Source organism: Pseudoalteromonas arctica (genome assembly GCF_012927645.1).
GTDB classification, from domain to species: domain Bacteria; phylum Pseudomonadota; class Gammaproteobacteria; order Enterobacterales; family Alteromonadaceae; genus Pseudoalteromonas; species Pseudoalteromonas arctica_A.
In genome coordinates this window covers 52,161-70,899 of record NZ_JABBMT010000005.1, presented here as the reverse complement: position 1 = coordinate 70,899, position 18,739 = coordinate 52,161, and the positions used below count along the sequence as shown (strand labels likewise).

Genomic DNA, 18,739 nt, shown 5'->3' with positions numbered 1-18,739 from the left:
ATATGCCTAAGCTGATTTGAATTAATAAATAACGGTATTTTTGGTAAAAGACTATAAAACGCGACGTGTTTGATAAAATTGATTTGCAGAAAATTCATCAAGCATTTTTTGTTCATTTTTTTGTGCGTTCACATTCGCTTTAAGCTGCTGTTTTTCTATTAATTTAGCTACCGCTTTAGCCTTGATTTGCTGTTTAAGCCATAGACCTTGGCGTTGTGAGACAACTTGTTTAGCGGTACTGACTGTATTCGCTTGTTGACGAATAGCTTCTTCTATTTTGGCAATAAAAGTATGATATTGACTAAACCCAGCACTACTTAAACCGGACTTTCCTTTTACATGTAATTGCTGAGTATACTCTAAACGGAAGTTATTCAAGCCTTGCAATTTTTGTTGATTGCCTTGCAAGTTTTGCTGCGCTTGTAAATAATTTATCCGTAAAGCTTCTTCTTTATCATTTTCTATTTTCAGTAATAGATCGAGCTTATTTGTTGCCATTATGCTTGCCCTAATAATTGCGCAAGCCCTTGTAAACCATCGTCATAGCTGATCACATCCTTCATGCCTTGTTGTAAAAATGCATTCACTCTTGGCATCATATTAATGGCCTGATCAAGCATTTGGTCGGTACCTTTTTGGTAAGCCCCTAAGGTGATCATGTCTTTATTTTGCTGGAACATTGAATATACTTGTTTTAACACTCGCGCTTGTTGCAAATGTGCTTCTGAGACAACTTGTGGCATCACCCGTGAGATCGATTTTTCTATATCAATGGCAGGATAATGGCCACTGTCAGCGAGCTCTCTGGATAACACGATATGACCGTCTAAAATGGCTCGCGCCGCATCAGCAATCGGATCTTGCATATCATCCCCCTCACTCAGTACTGTAAAAAATGCTGTAATAGAGCCCTGCCCTTCGCCGCCATTACCAGCACGTTCCACCAGCGCTGGAAGCTTTGCAAATACTGAAGGCGGATAACCTTTAGTCGCTGGTGGTTCACCAACCGCAAGCGCTATTTCACGCTGTGCCATGGCATAACGCGTTACAGAGTCAAGTAACAATAAAACATTTAAACCTTGATCGCGAAAGTACTCCGCGATAGTTACCGCACTTTCACAGCCTTTTAAGCGCATTAATGGCGAGGCATCGGCAGGCGCGGCAACTACGACAGAACGTTTACGCCCTTCCACACCGAGTATTTCTTCAATAAACTCTTTAACTTCGCGGCCACGCTCCCCCACTAAACCAACCACAATTACATCAGCTTCTGAGCCTCGCGTCATCATACCCAGTAATACCGACTTACCCACCCCAGAGCCCGCAAATAAGCCCATACGCTGACCTTGGCCAACAGTTATCACTGAATTAATTGCCCGTACGCCAACATCCATAGGCTGCGTAATTGGTCGTCGAGATAATGGGTTAATAGAATTTTGTGCAAACTTTAAGTAATGCGCTGCTTTAATAGCTCCAAGTCCATCCAACGGACGTCCTAAGCCATCAACAACACGACCAAGTAAACACATACCAACAGGCAATCCGGTATCATTTACTTGTGGGATCACGCGTGCACCAGGTAATACGCCAGAAATATGGTCATTTGGCATCAAGTAAAGCGTCTGGTCATTAAAACCAACAATTTCAGCATCAACAAAACCATGCATGGTTTCAATTTTACATTGGCTGCCTACTGGCGCGCGTAATCCTTTCGCCTCTAATGTTAGCCCTACAACACGGGTTAAAACGCCCGCAACAGCAGGCGTTGGACTATGGATATGTTTTTGATACTGTTGTAAACGTTCACTTAATGGGCGTGTTTGAGAACTCATTGCAAACCAAAAATGGGGTTAGATACCACTACTATGCAAAAAGCTATCCAACGTTTCTTTGACACGGGTTTTTATAGTCATATCAATAGATGATTGCGGTGTTTTTACTTGGCAACCACCGCGTTCTAAGGTCGGCTCTGCAACTAACTGCCAATGGTTCTCAGCTAGTGCAGCTTCACCATAACTATTTTTAATCAGTTCAATATCTTCAGGATGTAAATGAATACGCACACTTTGCTGCTCATCGGCTAACGCATCAATACACTGCTTTAAACTTTGCAAAATAATTTCAGGGGAGGTTTTTATTTCTTGATAAACTAATGCTTCGGTTAACATGACGGTTAACTGTACAAGCTGTTTTTCAGCGTCATCATCGACTTTAGCTAATGGCACTGACAAACTATTTAGTAATGCTTTTAGGCTAGTTAGCTGCTCTTCCATCAGCGGCTTAATATCTTCTTGCCCCTGCGTTTTACCTAGTTCAAGACCTTCTTTGTAACCAGCTTCTTTGCCTTCACCTACGCCTTTTTCAAAACCATCAATATAGCCCTGCTCATGGCCTTGTTTTAAGCCTTCTTCATAAGCATCTTGGCGAATTCGCTCTAATTCAGCCATGGTTAAAGACGGTAACTCAGGCTCTTCAGGCTCCACGGTCAATTCACTTTCTGCTAATTCTTTGCGATATAAATCGGCCAGCGGTGTACCAAACGCCGTTGAACGACCATCGAATTTGCGAGTGTCTTGCGTGACATCTGGGATTGGCCAGTTTTCTAATAATTCATCAACCGCTTCACTGGCATGTAAAGGACGGCCTTGGTATTGGATAGATTTGCTCATGGTTTATAAGAACTCCTCACCACCACCACCACCAAGCATAATTTCACCTGAATCAGCGAGACGACGTGCGGTAGATAAGATTTCTTTTTGCGCGGCTTCAACTTCGCTGATCCGCACAGGCGCCATTGCCTCTAAATCATCAGCCAGCATTTCTGCAGCCCGTTTTGACATATTGCCAAGAATTTTCTCTTTCAATGCATCGTCAGTACCTTTAATGGCTTTCATCAGTACATCTTGTTGGACTTCACGTAAGATAGCTTGAATACCACGATCTTCAACATCCATTAAGTTTTCAAATACGAACATTAAATCTTGAATTTGTTGCGACATCTCTTCGTCATGCTCACGAATTGAATCCATCAACTGACCTTCAATATTGGTATCGAGGTAGTTCATGATATCTGCAGCCGCTTTCAAGCCGCCCATTTTCGCAGCTTGCGCACCAGCTTGCCCGGCAAATTGTTTTTCCATGATCTCGTTCAATTCTTGTAAAGCCGCAGGTTGTACTTCTTCAAGGTTAGCGATTCGCATGGTTAAATCTAAGCGCACTTTTTCAGGAAATTGCGCTAAAATTTCAGCCGATTGTTCAGGCTCCAAATACGATAAAACAATCGTTTGTATTTGCGGATGCTCATTGCGAATAATATTGGCAACTTGCTTTGAGTCCATCCATTTCAATGAATCAAGGCCTTTGGCTCCTGATCCCATAACAATTTGATCTATCAGGCTTGCCGCTTTATCTTCACCAAGTGCCGCAGTAAGCGCTTTTTTGATAAAATCTTCTGACTGGAAGCCAATTGTACTAAAGCTTTGTATTTGCTCTATAAACAAGTTGTGAACAGCACTAATCTTGGCTTGCGATAGATCATCTATCGCCGCCATTGCCATACCCACTTTTTGCACCTGTTTAGGCTCAAGGTGCTTTAATATTTGCGCTGCATCTTCTTCAGATAAGCTTAACAATAAAATTGCAGCTTTATCTACACCGTCTAATTTATCAACATCAAACGCTGCTGGCAGTTGTTTTTGTTCTTGATCAGTCATCTTCAGTTAACCACGCTTTCACAACTTGTGAGGAGAGTTCTGGTTCATTTGCTACCAAGGCACGAACAGCTTTTAATAAGTCTTCATCGCCATGTAGATCTGGTAACTGTAGTGTACCATCACTTGAGAAGCCAACCGAAGCAGAATCAAAATCTTTATTTAGCATATCTAGAGTGTTATCGCCAATATCTACACCAGAACTAAGTGCATCATCATCATACTCTTCAAGGGTATCATCTGGGTAAATCAAACGTTTCAGCATAGGTTTAACCACAGCCATTATCAATACAATGATAACCAACGCACCAAGCACTAAACGCACAACTTTCATAAACCAGTTTTGTTCCCACAACGGCACTTCAATTGCTAAGTCCATTGGTTCACGTACAAACGGCACGGTAACAACTTCTAAGGCATCACCACGTTGTAAGTCAAATCCAACACCGCCTTGCAGTAAACGGCGAATATTTGACAGTGCTTCAACAGAGCGTGGCACCATGGTTGTTTCACCATTTTCGCCGACAGTCGGAAGGTAATCGACCGCCACAGACACACTAATTCGGCGAATAACACCACTTTGCTGACGTTTATGAGAAATAGTGGTATCAAGTTCATAATTACGCGTTGCTTCTTTGTGGCTACGACTTGGCGATGAAGTTGCCGTGCCTGCACCAGCTTGGTCAGTCACTTCAGGTATATCAGAATTAACCGGAGGTTGATTAGTTAACGCGCCTGGTATACCTACAGCTAAGCCACCTATGTTGTTTTCTTCAAAGGTGGTTTCGCTGCGTACTGCCGGTAAATCAGGATTATAGCGTTTCTGAGTTTCTTCAATCGCGCTAAAGTCCATACTTAAATCGACTTGTGCAGTGTAGTTACCCATGCCAATAACTGGCATTAAGATACCATCTATTTTATCTAGATATTCTTGTTCACGTTTACGTTCAATATCGTATTCTTTACGTGAACGAGCAGCTAACGCACTTTGCGATCCTGAATTAAGTAATCGGCCATTTTGGTCTGTTACAGTTACTCGTGACGGCTCTAAACCTTGCACTGCTGAACCAATAATATCAACAATGGCGTCCACTTCTTCACTACCGAGCATACGGCCACGTTTTAACGTTAATACTACTGTTGCGGATGGTTTTTTTTCACGACGAGCAAAAACATTTTCTTTCGGGATTGCCAATAATACTTTAGCACGCGTGACATTTTGTAGTTCCTCAATGGTACGCGCCAGTTGTTGTTCACGTCCGTGTTTTAAACGTTCACGTTCTAAACGCTGACTAACACCAAACCCCATATCTTGCATGATAATATCAGTACCCGAGCTCGGCGCTTGTTCAATACCTTCGCGGGTCATTAACAATTTAATATTTTGATATTCATTTTCAGCAACAGAAACCACATTACCATCAAGTTGATAGTCAATTTTTTGTGCATCTAAAAAATCAAGCGTTTGAATTAGCTCTTCCGTTGGCATTTTTCCAAGTGGACGCATATCTGGTTGACGAGCCCAAATAATCACAAAAATAGCAATCGCCAAACAGATCGCTAATGCAATAATTAGAGTGACCTGACGCAATACATCAACGCCGTTTAATGCACTTAAATAGCCTGACTTTTGTTCTTGTTGATCGTCATTATCAGTTTGGTCGATACCGCCGCCGGCCAAAGCAAGATCTGTTGATTGATTAGATTGCGCCACAATAATTCTCCACTACCTAGTTAAACAGGCATGTTCATGATTTCTTTATAGGCTTCTACAAGTTTATTACGAACTTGCACAGTGGCTTCAAAAGCAACCGACGATTTTTGTGAGGCGATCATCGCATCCGCTAATGACACATTCCGGTCGCCCATTTCTACTGCAGTTACTTTTTGTTTCGCATCAGCTTGAAGACCATTCACTGTGTTAAGTGCATCACTTAACAAATCACCAAATTGGGCGCTCGAAGTAGGCTGCGCCTGCGTCGGTAATTTGTTTACTTGATTACTACGACCAGCTTCTAAAGCCATAGATTGCATTTCTTGAAATAATGCGCTGTTTTGAATTTTCATAATTGTCTCTGACGATGCAGTTTACTGATAATTTAATAAAGCACAAAGCATGCCAATTTATAAAACAATAAATATCAATAACTTGAAGTGTATTTTTATTGTCAGAGTTTTGACAAGTTTACGCCCAGCTAGGCTGAGCGTAAATCAAATAGCGAAGGAAAACCGAATTATAGAGGTTTAAGCAGGTAAGGTGATCCCCAAATCGCGCATTTGTGCCAATTTATAACGTAATGTTCGTGGGCTGATCCCTAATGTTTCAGCTACATCTTTACGCTTGCCTTGACAACGATTTAGAGTTTCTAAAATAATTCGATGCTCTTTCTCTTTGAGTTCATTTTTATAACTTCCCGAATCCAAGCTTGGTAATTCTTCAGATAGCGGATTGCGCTCTGCTGTCGCTTTTATTGCTGGCGCTTGCAGATCATAATAAGCATCATTCGTCGGTGAACTTGTAACCGTCGAAATCGTGCTCTCTGGTGCTGAATTGAGCGATACTAAACTTGCTGATAAAGCCGCAGTTAAAGGAGTTTGGGTTAAGTTCTCAATAAAAATAGCACTTTCGTCAATCATATCACCGTGGCGTAATATCAGCGCACGCTGGATCACATTATCCAGTTCACGCACATTACCCGGCCAAGCATGCGCTAATAATTTTTTCTCCGCTGCTTCACTAAGTATGGCGATAGGCTCTTTGTTTTTATTAAGATGACGTTCAATTAAATGCTTTGCCAACACGACAATATCGCCGGGCCGTTGACAAAGCGGACGCCACATCAACGGAAATACATTTAATCGATAATATAAATCTTCTCTAAACTGGTGTTTAGCCACAGCCTCTTTTAAGTCACGATTACTGGTAGCCAAAATACGCACATCTAGCTTAATAGTTTTACGACCACCTAAACGTTCAACTTCACGTTCTTGTAATACACGTAGTAACTTAGCCTGTAGGCCTAACTCCATCTCAGTGATTTCATCAAGTAAAATTGTGCCACCTTGCGCTTGTTCAAACTTACCCGGGCAAGCTTGAATCGCACCAGTGAACGCGCCTTTTTCATAGCCAAATAATGTAGCTTCGAGCATATTTTCAGGGATCGCAGCACAGTTTATTGCCACAAATGGCTGCTCTGCGCGAGCTGATTTATCATGGATAAAGCGTGCGAGTACTTCTTTACCTGAGCCACTAGGACCAAGCACCATTACACTGGCATCCGATTTAGCAACCCGACTTGCAAGTTCTAATAGCTGAATACTACTCGGATCAGCGACAATCGGGCCATCCGTTTCTTTTTCTGGCTCAGGTAGATAACGGCTGACCATATTAAGTAGCACTTCGGGCGCAAACGGTTTGGCCATATAGTCAATTGCCCCTAACCGCATAGCCTCAACAGCATCATCAATAGTCGCATACGCTGTCATCATTAAAACCGGTAGATCAGGGTAATTAAGATTAATGCTACGCAGTAAATCAAGACCACTCATCGCGCCCATTTGCACATCGCTTACAACTAGCGAAAAGCTGTCTTTTTTAAGTAGCACCATAGCTTGCTCGGCACTGTCAGCTGCAACGCAATCTATTCCAGACATTTCAAGCGTATCAATCAAGGCTTCACGTAGCCCTGCATCATCTTCAACCACTAAAATCGTGTTGTTCATATTGCCTCCGCCGATGTTGACTTTGTACAAATAGGTAACAGTAAACTAAAGCAGGCTCCGCCTTGAGCATTGTTCGTTACTGCAACGCGTCCTTGGTGTGCATTTGCGACTGAACTTACCACTGCTAAACCTAAACCAGTGCCTTGGCTTCGCGTAGTAAAAAATGGTTCAAATAATTTATCAAGTAAGCTTAAATCGACCCCAGGACCGTTGTCACTTACAGTAATACACACTAGCTCGGGGTCACTCACATCCCGCTGCGCACTTAATTGAACGAGTGCATTACTGCCAATGACTTGAATACTATTGTGAATAAGGTTTTGAATGGCACTGGCAAGCGCAGTTTTATTACCCATGATCTCGATATCAGGCTCAGGTAAACTAACTTCAAGTTCACTATTATTAAGCGCGACCATAGCATCAGCGCCAGTTTTCACTTCAGTTAATAATTGTTGCATGGAAACATGTTCAACGACTTGCTGATCGCCACTTTTAGCGAACAACAACATATCGTTTACTTGAGTTTCGAGATCTTTTAAACGCGACATCAACTTAGTATGAAAATTGCCTCGTGAGCTTTCGGGCAACCGCTTTGAACCTAAATTAGCAGCATACAAAATCGCAGCCGACAGTGGTGTTCGAACTTGATGTGCGAGCGACGCCACCATTTTACCCAGTGCACTTAAACGTTGCATATGTGCAACGCGTGTTTGTAAACGACGCGTTTCAGTTAAGTCAGTCATTAATATTAATTGCCCTGGCTCTGGCGCTAATGCCGTTATTTCTAACTTTATTAAGCGACCATCTTTGAGCGATACTTCATGACCATCATCTTGGTGGGGCCGAAACGATCGCTGAATAATGCTGAACCACTTTTCACCTTCGAGTGGCTCCCCAAGCATATCTGTTGCGATTTGATTAGCTTTTGCAATCAAACCGCGACCATCAAGCACAACCACACCTGCTGGCATGGTATCAACTAAGTGACTTAACCAACTCGCTTGTTGGCGCAATTCACTTAATTCACCAATGTACTCTTCTTGCTGTAAGCATGGGTTATACTGGGCCGCTGTGATAAATTGTGGTTTTAAGACATTAGCTAAGGCCATAATGCATTCTCGTTTACAGGATCTAACTAGCTAAATGCACAAATTGTACCAACAATTAAATTGATTAATTTCAGTTTCTTAGAGTATAAATAACGCGACAAAAAAATGACAATCTAAAATAAATAAAGCGAGTAGACACTATGAGTTCAACAAATTTATGTCGCTGCCCTTGGCTCGATACCAGTAAAGAGGACTATGTTGCCTATCACGATGATGAATGGGGGATCCCAGTATATGATGACCAAACTCTATTTGAATTTATTACCCTTGAATCAGCGCAAGCGGGATTAAGTTGGTATACGATTTTAAAAAAACGCGATGGTTACCGCCGTGCTTTTTTGGATTTTGATGTAGAAAAAGTCGCACAAATGAACGAGCACGATGTTGAACGATTAATGCTTGATGAAGGGATCGTTCGCAACCGCTTAAAAATTGCAGCGACTATTAATAATGCAAAGCGCTTCATTGATATCCAACAAAAGTTTGGCAGCTTTAGTAACTATCAATGGCAATTTGTAGGTGGTAAGCCGTTAGTGAATGAGTTAGATAAACTGAGTGACTACCCTGCAATTACCGAGGCCTCAACTGCATTTGCAAAAGATTTAAAAAAACGAGGATTTAAGTTTTTAGGTCCAACCACAGTGTACGCCCATATGCAGGCCTGTGGTATGGTTAACGACCACAGTAATGATTGTTTTCGTAAAGCAGAGATTATTGAAAAAAACTCGGTTTAGGAGCTAGGCTTATGAGGTAAAAATAAAGATATTAAATTTTAAGGTATGAAAAGCCCGTTGTATTTTTTCTTCTCATTTACTCTCATTGTCTTCTCATTGTGTAATAAATCTTTAAACGATTGATCCACCACAGAGAACTCCGAGTTCAAAGAGAAAGAGATTAGAGTCCTAGCAATTTTAAGCTCAGTGTAGCGCGCAGCGCCTCGGTGGTAAAAATGAAGTAACGATTTGCAAACACAGAGCTAATTGTCGTGCTTTAGCGCGTCAAGGAATGTACAACTAACAACACATGGGCGAAGCAAGTTCGACGCCAATAGATTCGTGTAGGCTCAGATTTGTTCTGTGCTGGTTTACAGCACTCAATGTAAGACAGAACGCGATGTGAAATCGCTGCTACAAGGATGAAAAATAGCTGCTCAATCTCGTGATAGGTTATATTTTTTCATTTTTTCAACTAAGGTTGTGCGGCGTACGCCGAGAATTTCTGCGGCACGCGCAACAACATAATCATAACGCTCCAACGCTTGGGTGATCAAACTGACCTCTAATTCAGCTAAATAATCTTTCAGCTCAATCCCTTCGTCGGGTAAAAGATCTGCCGATGGCTGAGTTGCTTCTACTTCTGACTCATCGTCATAATCACTAAAACCAGTACTGAAAATATCATTAAACGCATCACGTTCTAGCAGTTCTTCAGGGTATTGAGGTTCATAAGCATCGACTTCAATATAACGGTATTTAGCAGGCAGATCAGGAATATCAACTACTTTATCTGGCAACATGATCACCATACGCTCAACTAAGTTAGCTAACTCGCGAATATTACCCGGCCATGTGTGCTCTTTTAAACTATCAATTGCACGCTCGGTGAATTTAGCGGTAGTGCCACTTTGCTCACTAATACGGCGCATTAATTCTTTTAATAATAGTGGAATATCATCGGCGCGCTCTGCAAGAGATGGGTTTTCGATAGGAAAAACATTGAGTCGATAGTATAAATCTTCGCGAAAGCTTCCTTGCTCTATCATTTGTTCAAGATCACGATGTGTAGCAGCAATCACTCTTACATCGGCTTGAATTGGTTTTGTCCCCCCAACCCGCTCATAGCTTCGCTCTTGCAACACTCGCAATAACTTTACTTGCATTTGCAGCGGCATATCGCCAATTTCATCTAAAAACAACGTCCCGCCTTGAGCTAGCTCAAAGCGGCCTTTGCGAGCAGAAATAGCCCCAGTAAATGCCCCTTTTTCGTGACCGAATAACTCACTTTCAAGTAATTCTGCCGGAATAGCACCACAGTTAACAGGCACAAATGGCCCAGTATTACGTTTTGACAGTAAATGAACATTACGCGCAACCACTTCTTTACCTGTACCTGACTCACCTAAAATCAAAACATTGGCATCCGTTTTCGCTACTTGTTCAATTAAAAAGCGTACATCTTTAACCGCTTCTGTTTCGCCAACTAAACCATCAAACGACTTATGTGGCTTATGATGCTTGTGATCGCTTGGCAACATGCGTTGGTATTGCTGACAATCATGCAGTAATTGAGTCGTTACATCATGGTTAAAAGGTTCACAGATAAGGCCAACTACATTAGCAATGCTCAACAGTGGTTTAAGGGTTTCACCAATTAATAGGAATGGTATTGTTGGATGGCGCTTGATCACGCTTTCATGATCTAAACTTTGCAATGCACCGAGGATCACCATACATGACTGCTTTTGGTATTTTTCACATTCTTGCTCAAGGCTCGCATCGTCAAGCAGTTGCACTGCCTCACCAATAAAGGTAAGCGCAGCATGTAAACCAATCGCACGGTTATTATTATTATCTAAAATCAAGATCATTATTTAGCGAACCACAGTTACTACAAGCTATTGATAATTTAAATTGTAAGCGAGTTTGACAGGGATGCAAGCACAAAGCGGCAGTTTTTTGACATAGATGCCAAAAAACAGACACTAAGCTAATTGCAAGTAATACTTAATAATTACTGCTGTATCATTAATATTAAAGTAACCCTAAAATAGATTCAGCCGATTGGTTGGCTTGTCCACGCAGTGCAACTGACGCTTGTGCTAAAATATCATTTGATACTTGCTGTGAAACCGCCTGAGCATAATCTGTATCTTGGATACGACTTTGGCTCGCGGCAATATTTTCTTGCTGAGTACCTAAACCTTTAATTGTACTTGCTAAAGTATTCTGAAAAGCTCCTAATTCAGCTCGCTGGGCGTTAATTTCGTCCGCCGCTTGGTCATTGATATCAATTGCTGTTTGAGCACCGGCTTGAGTAGAAATATCAATTGTGGATATTACTGATGCAAAACTACCGTCCGAAGGAGTAACCGTTTGATTTGCATTCGCACCTGGACCAACTTGAAACGGCACCGGTTGACCATCAAACAATGGTTTACCTGCAAAGTTTGCGTTTTCAAACGTCTCGGTAATTTGGCTTTGTAACTGTACTACTTCTTCTTGCAATGCTGCACGGTCATTATCATTTAATGCGCCATTACCTGCTTGGATGGACAATTCTCGAATACGCGAGACAGCATCGTTGACACCCGACAAGTTTGACTCAGTCGCTTGCGAATAAGAAATACCATCATAGGCATTATTCACCGCTTGGCTGTAACCGTCTTGCTGGGAGGTTAATCTATTAATTATTTGTAATGCAGCGGCATCATCTGCCGCAGAGTTGACTTTTTTACCCGTAGCAAGTTGCTCTGCGAGCTTATTGCTGGTTTGCTGTGTTTGGTTTAAAAAATTAGTTGCTGGTGATTGAATTTTCATAACAGGCTCCGACACACTGATTGGTTAAATTATAGCTTAATTTGCCAAATTTTGTACTTTGTACCATGTTTAAACTAAATTAACTTGGTACCGAGCTTGCTAACACACTTAATAAGTATGTAAAGTATTGAGAATTGTGTCAAAATTCTCACAATGCGTACTTCATTTTATATACAGCTACGCCAATGATAAATAACTTGGGTAACACTATGTTCGATAATAAAACAATTCTAATTACCGGTGGTACCGGATCATTCGGTAAAAAATACGTAAAAACATTACTTGAGCGTTATAAGCCGAAAAAAATTATTATTTTTTCTCGCGATGAATTAAAACAATTTGAAATGCAGCAAGACTTTGATCAACCATGTATGCGCTATTTTATCGGTGATGTACGTGATAAAGATAGATTGCGCAGAGCTATGCGCGGCGTCAACTACGTTATACATGCGGCAGCTCTTAAGCAAGTCCCTGCCGCAGAATATAATCCAATGGAATGTATCAAAACTAACATCAATGGCGCTGAAAATGTGATTGACGCTGCCTTAGATAATAATGTTGAAAAAGTCATTGCGCTTTCTACTGATAAAGCAGCCAACCCAATTAATTTATATGGCGCCACAAAATTAGCATCCGATAAATTGTTCGTTGCCGCTAATAATATTGCCGGTGGTAATCGCACCACATTTTCAGTTGTTCGTTACGGTAATGTAGTCTGCTCGCGCGGTTCGGTAGTACCTATTTTCCAAAAATTTATTGACCAAGGGCGCGACCATATCCCTATTACCCATAAAGAAATGACCCGTTTTTGGATAAGCCTTCAACAAGGTGTTGATTTCGTTTTAACTAACTTTGAGAGGATGTTAGGGGGAGAAATTTTTGTTCCCAAGATCCCATCAATTCGTATTACTGATTTAGCAACAGCAATGGCACCAAACCTGCCACAAAAAAATATCGGTATTCGCCCGGGCGAAAAATTACATGAGGTGATGTGCCCTTCTGATTTGTGTTTTGATACCTACGAATTTGATGATCATTTTGTGATTGCACCTGGCATTAAATTTAGTAGTCGCAGCAATAATTTTGATACAAATGCACTAAATGAGTGCGGTAGGAAAGTTGAGATCGGATTTGAATATAGTTCTTTAAGTAACCCCCACTTCTTAACGATAGAAGAAATAGCAGCTTTTAATATTCAGGCACTTTTATGATCCCATATGGAAAGCAATCTATTGACCAAGCAGATATTGATGCGGTACTCAATGTCTTACAATCTGACTGGCTCACGCAAGGTTCTAAAGTACCTGCATTTGAAGATGCTGTTGCTAGTTATTGTAAGGCAGAGCATGGTGTAGCTGTTAATAGTGCAACATCAGCATTACACATAGCTTGTTTAGCGCTTGACGTTGGTAGTAACGATATAGTGTGGACATCCCCTATTTCATTTGTTGCTTCAGCAAACTGCGCTTTGTATTGCGGAGCTAAAATTGATTTTGTTGATATTGACTTAAACACTGGCAATATGTCAGTTTTTGAGCTTGAAAAAAAATTGCTTCTAGCAGAACAAAACAATTGCTTACCTAAGGTAGTGATCCCCGTTCATTTAGCGGGTCAATCATGCGATATGCAAGCCATTCATCAGCTCGCTACTAAATATGATTTTAAAATTATCGAAGATGCCTCTCACGCCATTGGTGCTAAATATTTAGATAAACCTGTTGGTAATTGTGAGTTTTCAGATATTTGCGTATTCAGCTTTCATCCTGTGAAAATCATCACGTCAGCTGAAGGCGGTATGGCGGTTACAAATGATGATAATTTAGCAAAGCATTTAAAACGATTAAGAAGCCATGGGATCACATCAGATAAAAGTGAAATGACCGATGCAAGCCATGGACCTTGGTACTATCAGCAAATCGAGCTTGGCTTTAATTATCGTATGACTGATTTACACGCAGCGTTAGGGCTTAGCCAACTAACTAAAGTTGACGAATTTGTTAAGCAGCGACATCACCTTGCTAAAATATATGATACACATCTTGATTTAAATTTGGTTCGTCCATTACAGAAAATTTATACCTGTTATTCCGCTTATCACCTGTACATAATTCAACTTAATAATAGCGATACAACTCGTCATAAAAACGCTGTAACTCAGCTTCGAGCAGCTGGGATCATTGGCCACGTTCATTATATTCCAATACATTTACAGCCATACTATCAAGCTCTAGGCTTTAAGGTTGGTGATTTCCCTAATGCTGAAAAATATTATCAAGGTGCTATCACCCTTCCTCTTCATCCATCGTTGAAAGAGCAAGAAGTGCATTTTGTACTAAACACTCTACAACAAATCTTAAATTAAAGTTTTCAACTTTTTTGACGATATAAACATATTATTTAATGAACCTTGAGGCAACTATGTTACAAACTCACCCGACTTTCAAACTTGCTTTTATTGGCGGGGGTAACACGTCAGCTGTTGGTTATGTGCACTTTTGCGCAGCTCACATGGATAATAAATTTCAAGTTGTTGCCGGTGCCTTTTGTCGTAATCAAGAAAATAATCAAGCTACAGGTATTCATTGGGGGATCCCAGCAGAACGTGTTTACGATGATTGGAAGCACATGGTCGAAGCTGAAAAGGGTCACATTGATGCTTTTGTAGTGCTCACTCCAACACCGCATCATTTAGAAGTTTTACAGTATTTATTCGAAAAAAAATTACCCGTAATTTGTGAAAAAGCCATGGTTTGTGGACCACGAGAAATTGCAACTCTTCGCCCTTATTATGATCCAAAGAAACAATTTTTAGCTGTTACTTTTAACTACAGTGGCTATGCAATGGTACGTGAGTTAAAGCATTTAATAAATTCAGGAAAGCTGGGAACAATTCAAAAAATTCACTTAGAAATGCCGCAAGAAGGCTTTCGCCGCCCCCCCGATATCGCGGGAAAAACATCACAACCGCAGGCGTGGCGTCTGCGAGATGCTGAAGTACCAACCATTTGCTTAGATTTAGGTGTTCACCTTCATCACCTAAGTAGCTTTTTATTGGGTGAGGAACCAACTCACACATTAGCTGAATTTAGTAACCACTCTCAATATGCTAATTTAGTCGATGACGTACAAATGCTAGTAAAGTATGCCAGTGGCGTCAAAGGCAGCATGTGGATGTCAAAAACGGCTATTGGTCATCGTAACGGTTTACAGATCAGAGTGTATGGAGATACCGGAAGTGCTAAATGGTTACAGCTCAACCCCGATGAGTTAGAACTAAATTTTAATGATGGTAGGCGAGAGATATTAGACCGAGCGGGTCAGTGCGACTACGCCCATCAATTTAGATATAACCGCATGAAACCAGGCCACCCCACTGGTTTTGTAGAAGCATTTGCAAACTTATACAGCGACATCGCTGAAGATTTACAATGTTTTCAACTAGGGCAAGAAAATAACCAACCATACGTATTTGGTTTAGAACACGCCGCAGATGGCTTAAAGTTATTTGCTGCTGCTAAACGTTCGACACAAACACTTGGCTGGGAAAGCGTGTAATACGCTTAATTACAACTCTCTAGATATGCCTGCTTGATACTCGGTTTATGGATTTTACCCATTTCGGTTTTTGGCAGTCTTTTCATCTCAAACAAAATTCGCGGTTGCTGATAGTCAGTAAGTTCTTTGAATAAATGCATTTGCAACTGCATTTTTGCATTCACTGGCGCAGTATCATTACAAACAAAAGATAATAAAATGACTTCTCCAAATTTATCATCACTTACTCCAAAAGCCGCACACTCAGCAATCCAAGGTAAGTAATTAGTTACCAACTCAATATCGCTCGGGTAAACATTGATCCCGCCCGATTTAATAACTTCTTTTGTTCGACCAACATAATAAAGATAATTATCATCATCCAAATAACCAAGGTCACCAGTAAAAAAATAACCATCACTGTCGTAACTCTGCGCAGTTTGCTCTGGTAAGTTATAATATTGTGCAAACGCAGTTGGTGAGCGACAAGCTATTTCACCGATATTACCATTAGACAAAGTATTACGTTCAGCATCACATATTTTTATTTTCAGATTTGGTAAAGGCTTACCTACACTATTGATCGGTACATTCGGCTCGGTTATATCAAAATCACTGATCACCCCCATTTCTGATGCCCCATAACATTCATGGAAACGGCAATTCAAGGCTAATAACAGTGACTTTTTGTCGTCGCTTTCAAGCGTTGCAGAAGATGATACAACACACTTCAAGCTTGTTAACTGCGCTTTTGCTAACTCTGGGATCAAGGCTTTTAGTTGGCTTGAAACAGCAAATAAAAAACTAATCTTATGAGTATTGATTGCATCAAGCCAAGCATTAACTGAGAACTTGGGTAAAATAACTACACTTGCGCCCAACATTAGTGGCATCAGTAAAGAGCGCTGTGCAAGTGAATGGTATAAAGGTGTTGAAACCAACACCACATCGCTTTTATCTAATTGGTAATACTGAGCCGTCGCATCAAATGCGCGAACAATTTTAGTCGCTTGAGTAAATACTATTGGCTTAGGTTGACCAGTAGAACCTGAAGTCATGGTAAGAATATAAGGTAAATTGATATTTTCTACTGGAAACTCATCATATTGCGCCGTGGATGCAGACATTACATTGACCAAATCAATCAAGTTATCACTATTGCCACCTATCGTAATTATATTGTCGGTAGCTAAAACATCATTATTAACAAGTTGTTCAGCCACACTTATCCATGCTATAGCATACTCGCAATCAGCTACTTGTAACGCTTTTGATAAAGCCTGTCCTTTGAGAGTTAGTGGTAATGGCGCAAGCGCAATACCCAGTTTAGCCGCAGCTAATAAACAATATGTAAACTCGAGGTTATTTGGACAAAATAACGCAACTTTATGTCCTTGCTTAATTCCTAACTGAGTCAGGCCAGCAGCTAAAGAATCAACCTTATTTATTAGTTGTTGGTAGTTAATTTGGATCTGTTGATATATACACGCAATTTTCTCAGGTTGAGTAACCGTATGTGATTGAACAAGCTGGTATATATTTTTATTGTGCATTTGGGTCCCACATTACAAAATTAAACTTCTCATCGGCCAAAGGAAATAACTGTTGCGTTACTTTATATTCTTTTGAATGTATTGGTATTGCCACAAATCCCATATAGCGATTTAGCAAATTTACAAATTTGTTGTCTTTGTGGATCACCGCAAGCCAAATAGCATTGGGATGACTCGCTTTACAAAACTCAAGTTGCCATTGTAAGGCGATCATAGCTATGGGCAAGGAAAGATCTTGATTACAAGAAAACCAGCCGCCATATAAATACTTATCTTTATATAAATTATGCCAGATATACAAACTTTGAGATTGCCTACTGCCTTCTCGCTCTGTAATCACAAAGTTAAAACGTGATTGATTAAACCACCATAAATAATGTTCCAATGGCTTAATAGCATTCTGCACAGTCATTCTCACGCTATTGCTAGGTAAGTTTCTAGCCGATAAATAACTATTTATATGGGTATCATCAACTTGGCAAACAACCAAATTATCTGTTAATTCAGTCTTTACTTCGCAGTGCTGCTCAGCAATAGCAAAACAATTTGTTGATATCTTCTCACCGACAAGAGCTTTAGCTATTCGCCGTGCCCCCTCGCCATCAACCGATACTTTTCTTTTGGCTACCAGCAATTGTAATCTTGGTAATTGACTAAGAGCGATATCAATTAACTCTCCTAATCGCAAAAAATCATCAATAGAAACATCATTAATATGGAGGTAGTGACCTAACCACTCCAAGATATCAATATCATTAGTCTGGTTATCCTCAAGAGAAAAAGTAATCGCTGGTGTTTTAGTCGCAGCACATTCATAAAAAGAGGTGCCTAATGCACCCACAAAAAGTGAGGCTCTTTCATAATACTCTTTCAGGCAAGTTACATTCTCTAAAATATTAATATTTGGAAACTCTTGCCCAATAGCATACATAGTATCTTTATTCGTTGCATAGGGACCTACCACTATATCAAAAAGAACATTTGCTTGAATGGCTCTTGGTAATCCATCAAAGATTCTTTTTAGAATAAAAAGATCACCACCGCCACCTAATGAAAATAAAACTCGAACGGGAAGATCTGACTCCGAAGAGTGCTTTTCAACGGTGCGATATGTGGGATCTAAAATACAATAATTCGGGCCTAAAAGACGAACGCAATCAGTCGGTACTAGCGATTCATAACGACTCTTTGTATTCGGTCCTACCCATTTATAATCAATCAAAAAATCGCAAGTATGTTGTCGCTCGTTATCATCAATAACGGTTAAGGTAAAACCGGATTTCTTTATCAACTGCTCGTATTCGTGCGGTAAAGTATAACTATCAACTATTAAATGCGATAAACTATTCTGATGCATATAATTAATTGTTAAAAGTGCGTCCTCTTCATAATTTTGCCAATGAACATCAGCCACTTTAAAATCTGCATACAGCGTTTGGCTAAACTGACATAAATCATCAAGAATTATGTGGACACCTAATTGATGCTGTTTTAATGCAGAAGCCAAATGTTTCATTCGCATTAAATGACCAATGCCATTGTCTTGCTTATTAGTGATACGAATTGCAAACATA

16 protein-coding genes are annotated in these 18,739 nt (G+C 40.5%); 4 read left to right on the top strand and 12 right to left on the bottom strand.

Annotated elements, in window-relative coordinates:
* Window positions 1-51 precede the first annotated feature (51 nt).
* The 8 genes from fliJ to HHO47_RS04780 form a co-directional block, all read right to left on the bottom strand.
* Window positions 52-498: a flagellar export protein FliJ gene (gene fliJ, locus HHO47_RS04815; RefSeq protein WP_169019259.1), complete on the bottom strand. Its 447-nt coding sequence runs from the start codon at window positions 496-498 to the stop codon at window positions 52-54.
* Window positions 498-1,832, bottom strand: coding sequence for a flagellar protein export ATPase FliI (gene fliI / locus HHO47_RS04810; protein WP_169019258.1), 1,335 nt, complete (start codon window positions 1,830-1,832; stop codon window positions 498-500). Before fliI ends, fliJ begins: the two co-directional genes overlap by 1 nt.
* A gap of 18 nt (window positions 1,833-1,850) precedes the next feature.
* Window positions 1,851-2,669: a flagellar assembly protein FliH gene (gene fliH, locus HHO47_RS04805; protein WP_169019257.1), complete on the bottom strand. Its 819-nt coding sequence runs from the start codon at window positions 2,667-2,669 to the stop codon at window positions 1,851-1,853.
* Window positions 2,670-2,672: 3 nt separating this feature from the next.
* Window positions 2,673-3,713 carry a flagellar motor switch protein FliG gene (fliG, locus tag HHO47_RS04800; RefSeq protein WP_169019256.1) on the bottom strand — a complete coding sequence of 347 codons (1,041 nt, stop codon included), beginning with the start codon at window positions 3,711-3,713 and terminating at the stop codon, window positions 2,673-2,675.
* Entirely contained in the window at window positions 3,706-5,424 is a 1,719-nt protein-coding gene (gene fliF, locus HHO47_RS04795) for a flagellar basal-body MS-ring/collar protein FliF (RefSeq protein ID WP_169019255.1), read from the bottom strand. Before fliF ends, fliG begins: the two co-directional genes overlap by 8 nt.
* A 20-nt stretch (window positions 5,425-5,444) precedes the next feature.
* Window positions 5,445-5,777, bottom strand: a complete 333-nt coding sequence (gene fliE, locus HHO47_RS04790; protein WP_149981498.1) for a flagellar hook-basal body complex protein FliE — start codon at window positions 5,775-5,777, stop codon at window positions 5,445-5,447.
* Between the two features lie 177 nt (window positions 5,778-5,954).
* The gene (locus HHO47_RS04785; protein WP_169019254.1) at window positions 5,955-7,433 is read right to left on the bottom strand and encodes a sigma-54-dependent transcriptional regulator; all 1,479 of its coding nucleotides are present in this window, start codon (window positions 7,431-7,433) and stop codon (window positions 5,955-5,957) included.
* Window positions 7,430-8,542, bottom strand: a complete 1,113-nt coding sequence (locus tag HHO47_RS04780) for a sensor histidine kinase (RefSeq protein ID WP_169019253.1) — start codon at window positions 8,540-8,542, stop codon at window positions 7,430-7,432. The genes HHO47_RS04785 and HHO47_RS04780 overlap by 4 nt, the downstream gene beginning before the upstream one ends.
* Before the next feature lie 140 nt (window positions 8,543-8,682).
* Here HHO47_RS04780 and HHO47_RS04775 point away from each other — a divergent pair, with 140 nt between their 5' ends.
* Complete coding sequence (locus HHO47_RS04775; RefSeq protein ID WP_169019252.1) at window positions 8,683-9,276, top strand: DNA-3-methyladenine glycosylase I; 594 nt, start codon at window positions 8,683-8,685, stop codon at window positions 9,274-9,276.
* Window positions 9,277-9,692: 416 nt separating this feature from the next.
* On the opposite strand, the gene HHO47_RS04770 is transcribed toward HHO47_RS04775, so the two are convergent.
* Window positions 9,693-11,129: a sigma-54 dependent transcriptional regulator gene (locus tag HHO47_RS04770; protein WP_169019251.1), complete on the bottom strand. Its 1,437-nt coding sequence runs from the start codon at window positions 11,127-11,129 to the stop codon at window positions 9,693-9,695.
* A 163-nt stretch (window positions 11,130-11,292) separates the two neighbouring features.
* The gene (locus HHO47_RS04765) at window positions 11,293-12,078 is read right to left on the bottom strand and encodes a flagellin (protein ID WP_169019250.1); all 786 of its coding nucleotides are present in this window, start codon (window positions 12,076-12,078) and stop codon (window positions 11,293-11,295) included.
* Window positions 12,079-12,287: 209 nt separating this feature from the next.
* Here HHO47_RS04765 and pseB point away from each other — a divergent pair, with 209 nt between their 5' ends.
* Genes pseB through HHO47_RS04750 form a run of 3 tightly spaced genes read left to right on the top strand, consistent with a single transcriptional unit; the run spans window position 12,288 to window position 15,633 of the window.
* Window positions 12,288-13,289, top strand: coding sequence for a UDP-N-acetylglucosamine 4,6-dehydratase (inverting) (gene pseB / locus HHO47_RS04760; protein WP_169019249.1), 1,002 nt, complete (start codon window positions 12,288-12,290; stop codon window positions 13,287-13,289).
* Window positions 13,286-14,440, top strand: a complete 1,155-nt coding sequence (pseC, locus tag HHO47_RS04755; protein ID WP_169019248.1) for a UDP-4-amino-4,6-dideoxy-N-acetyl-beta-L-altrosamine transaminase — start codon at window positions 13,286-13,288, stop codon at window positions 14,438-14,440. Before pseB ends, pseC begins: the two co-directional genes overlap by 4 nt.
* A 38-nt stretch (window positions 14,441-14,478) precedes the next feature.
* The gene (locus HHO47_RS04750; protein WP_348981636.1) at window positions 14,479-15,633 is read left to right on the top strand and encodes a Gfo/Idh/MocA family protein; all 1,155 of its coding nucleotides are present in this window, start codon (window positions 14,479-14,481) and stop codon (window positions 15,631-15,633) included.
* 5 nt (window positions 15,634-15,638) lie between these two features.
* Here HHO47_RS04750 and HHO47_RS04745 read toward each other — a convergent pair whose 3' ends face one another.
* Window positions 15,639-17,165 (bottom strand): class I adenylate-forming enzyme family protein, encoded by a 1,527-nt coding sequence (locus tag HHO47_RS04745; RefSeq protein ID WP_169019246.1) that lies wholly within the window; start codon window positions 17,163-17,165, stop codon window positions 15,639-15,641.
* Window positions 17,155-18,738: a hypothetical protein gene (locus HHO47_RS04740; RefSeq protein WP_169019245.1), complete on the bottom strand. Its 1,584-nt coding sequence runs from the start codon at window positions 18,736-18,738 to the stop codon at window positions 17,155-17,157. The genes HHO47_RS04745 and HHO47_RS04740 overlap by 11 nt, the downstream gene beginning before the upstream one ends.
* Window position 18,739: the final 1 nt, after the last annotated feature.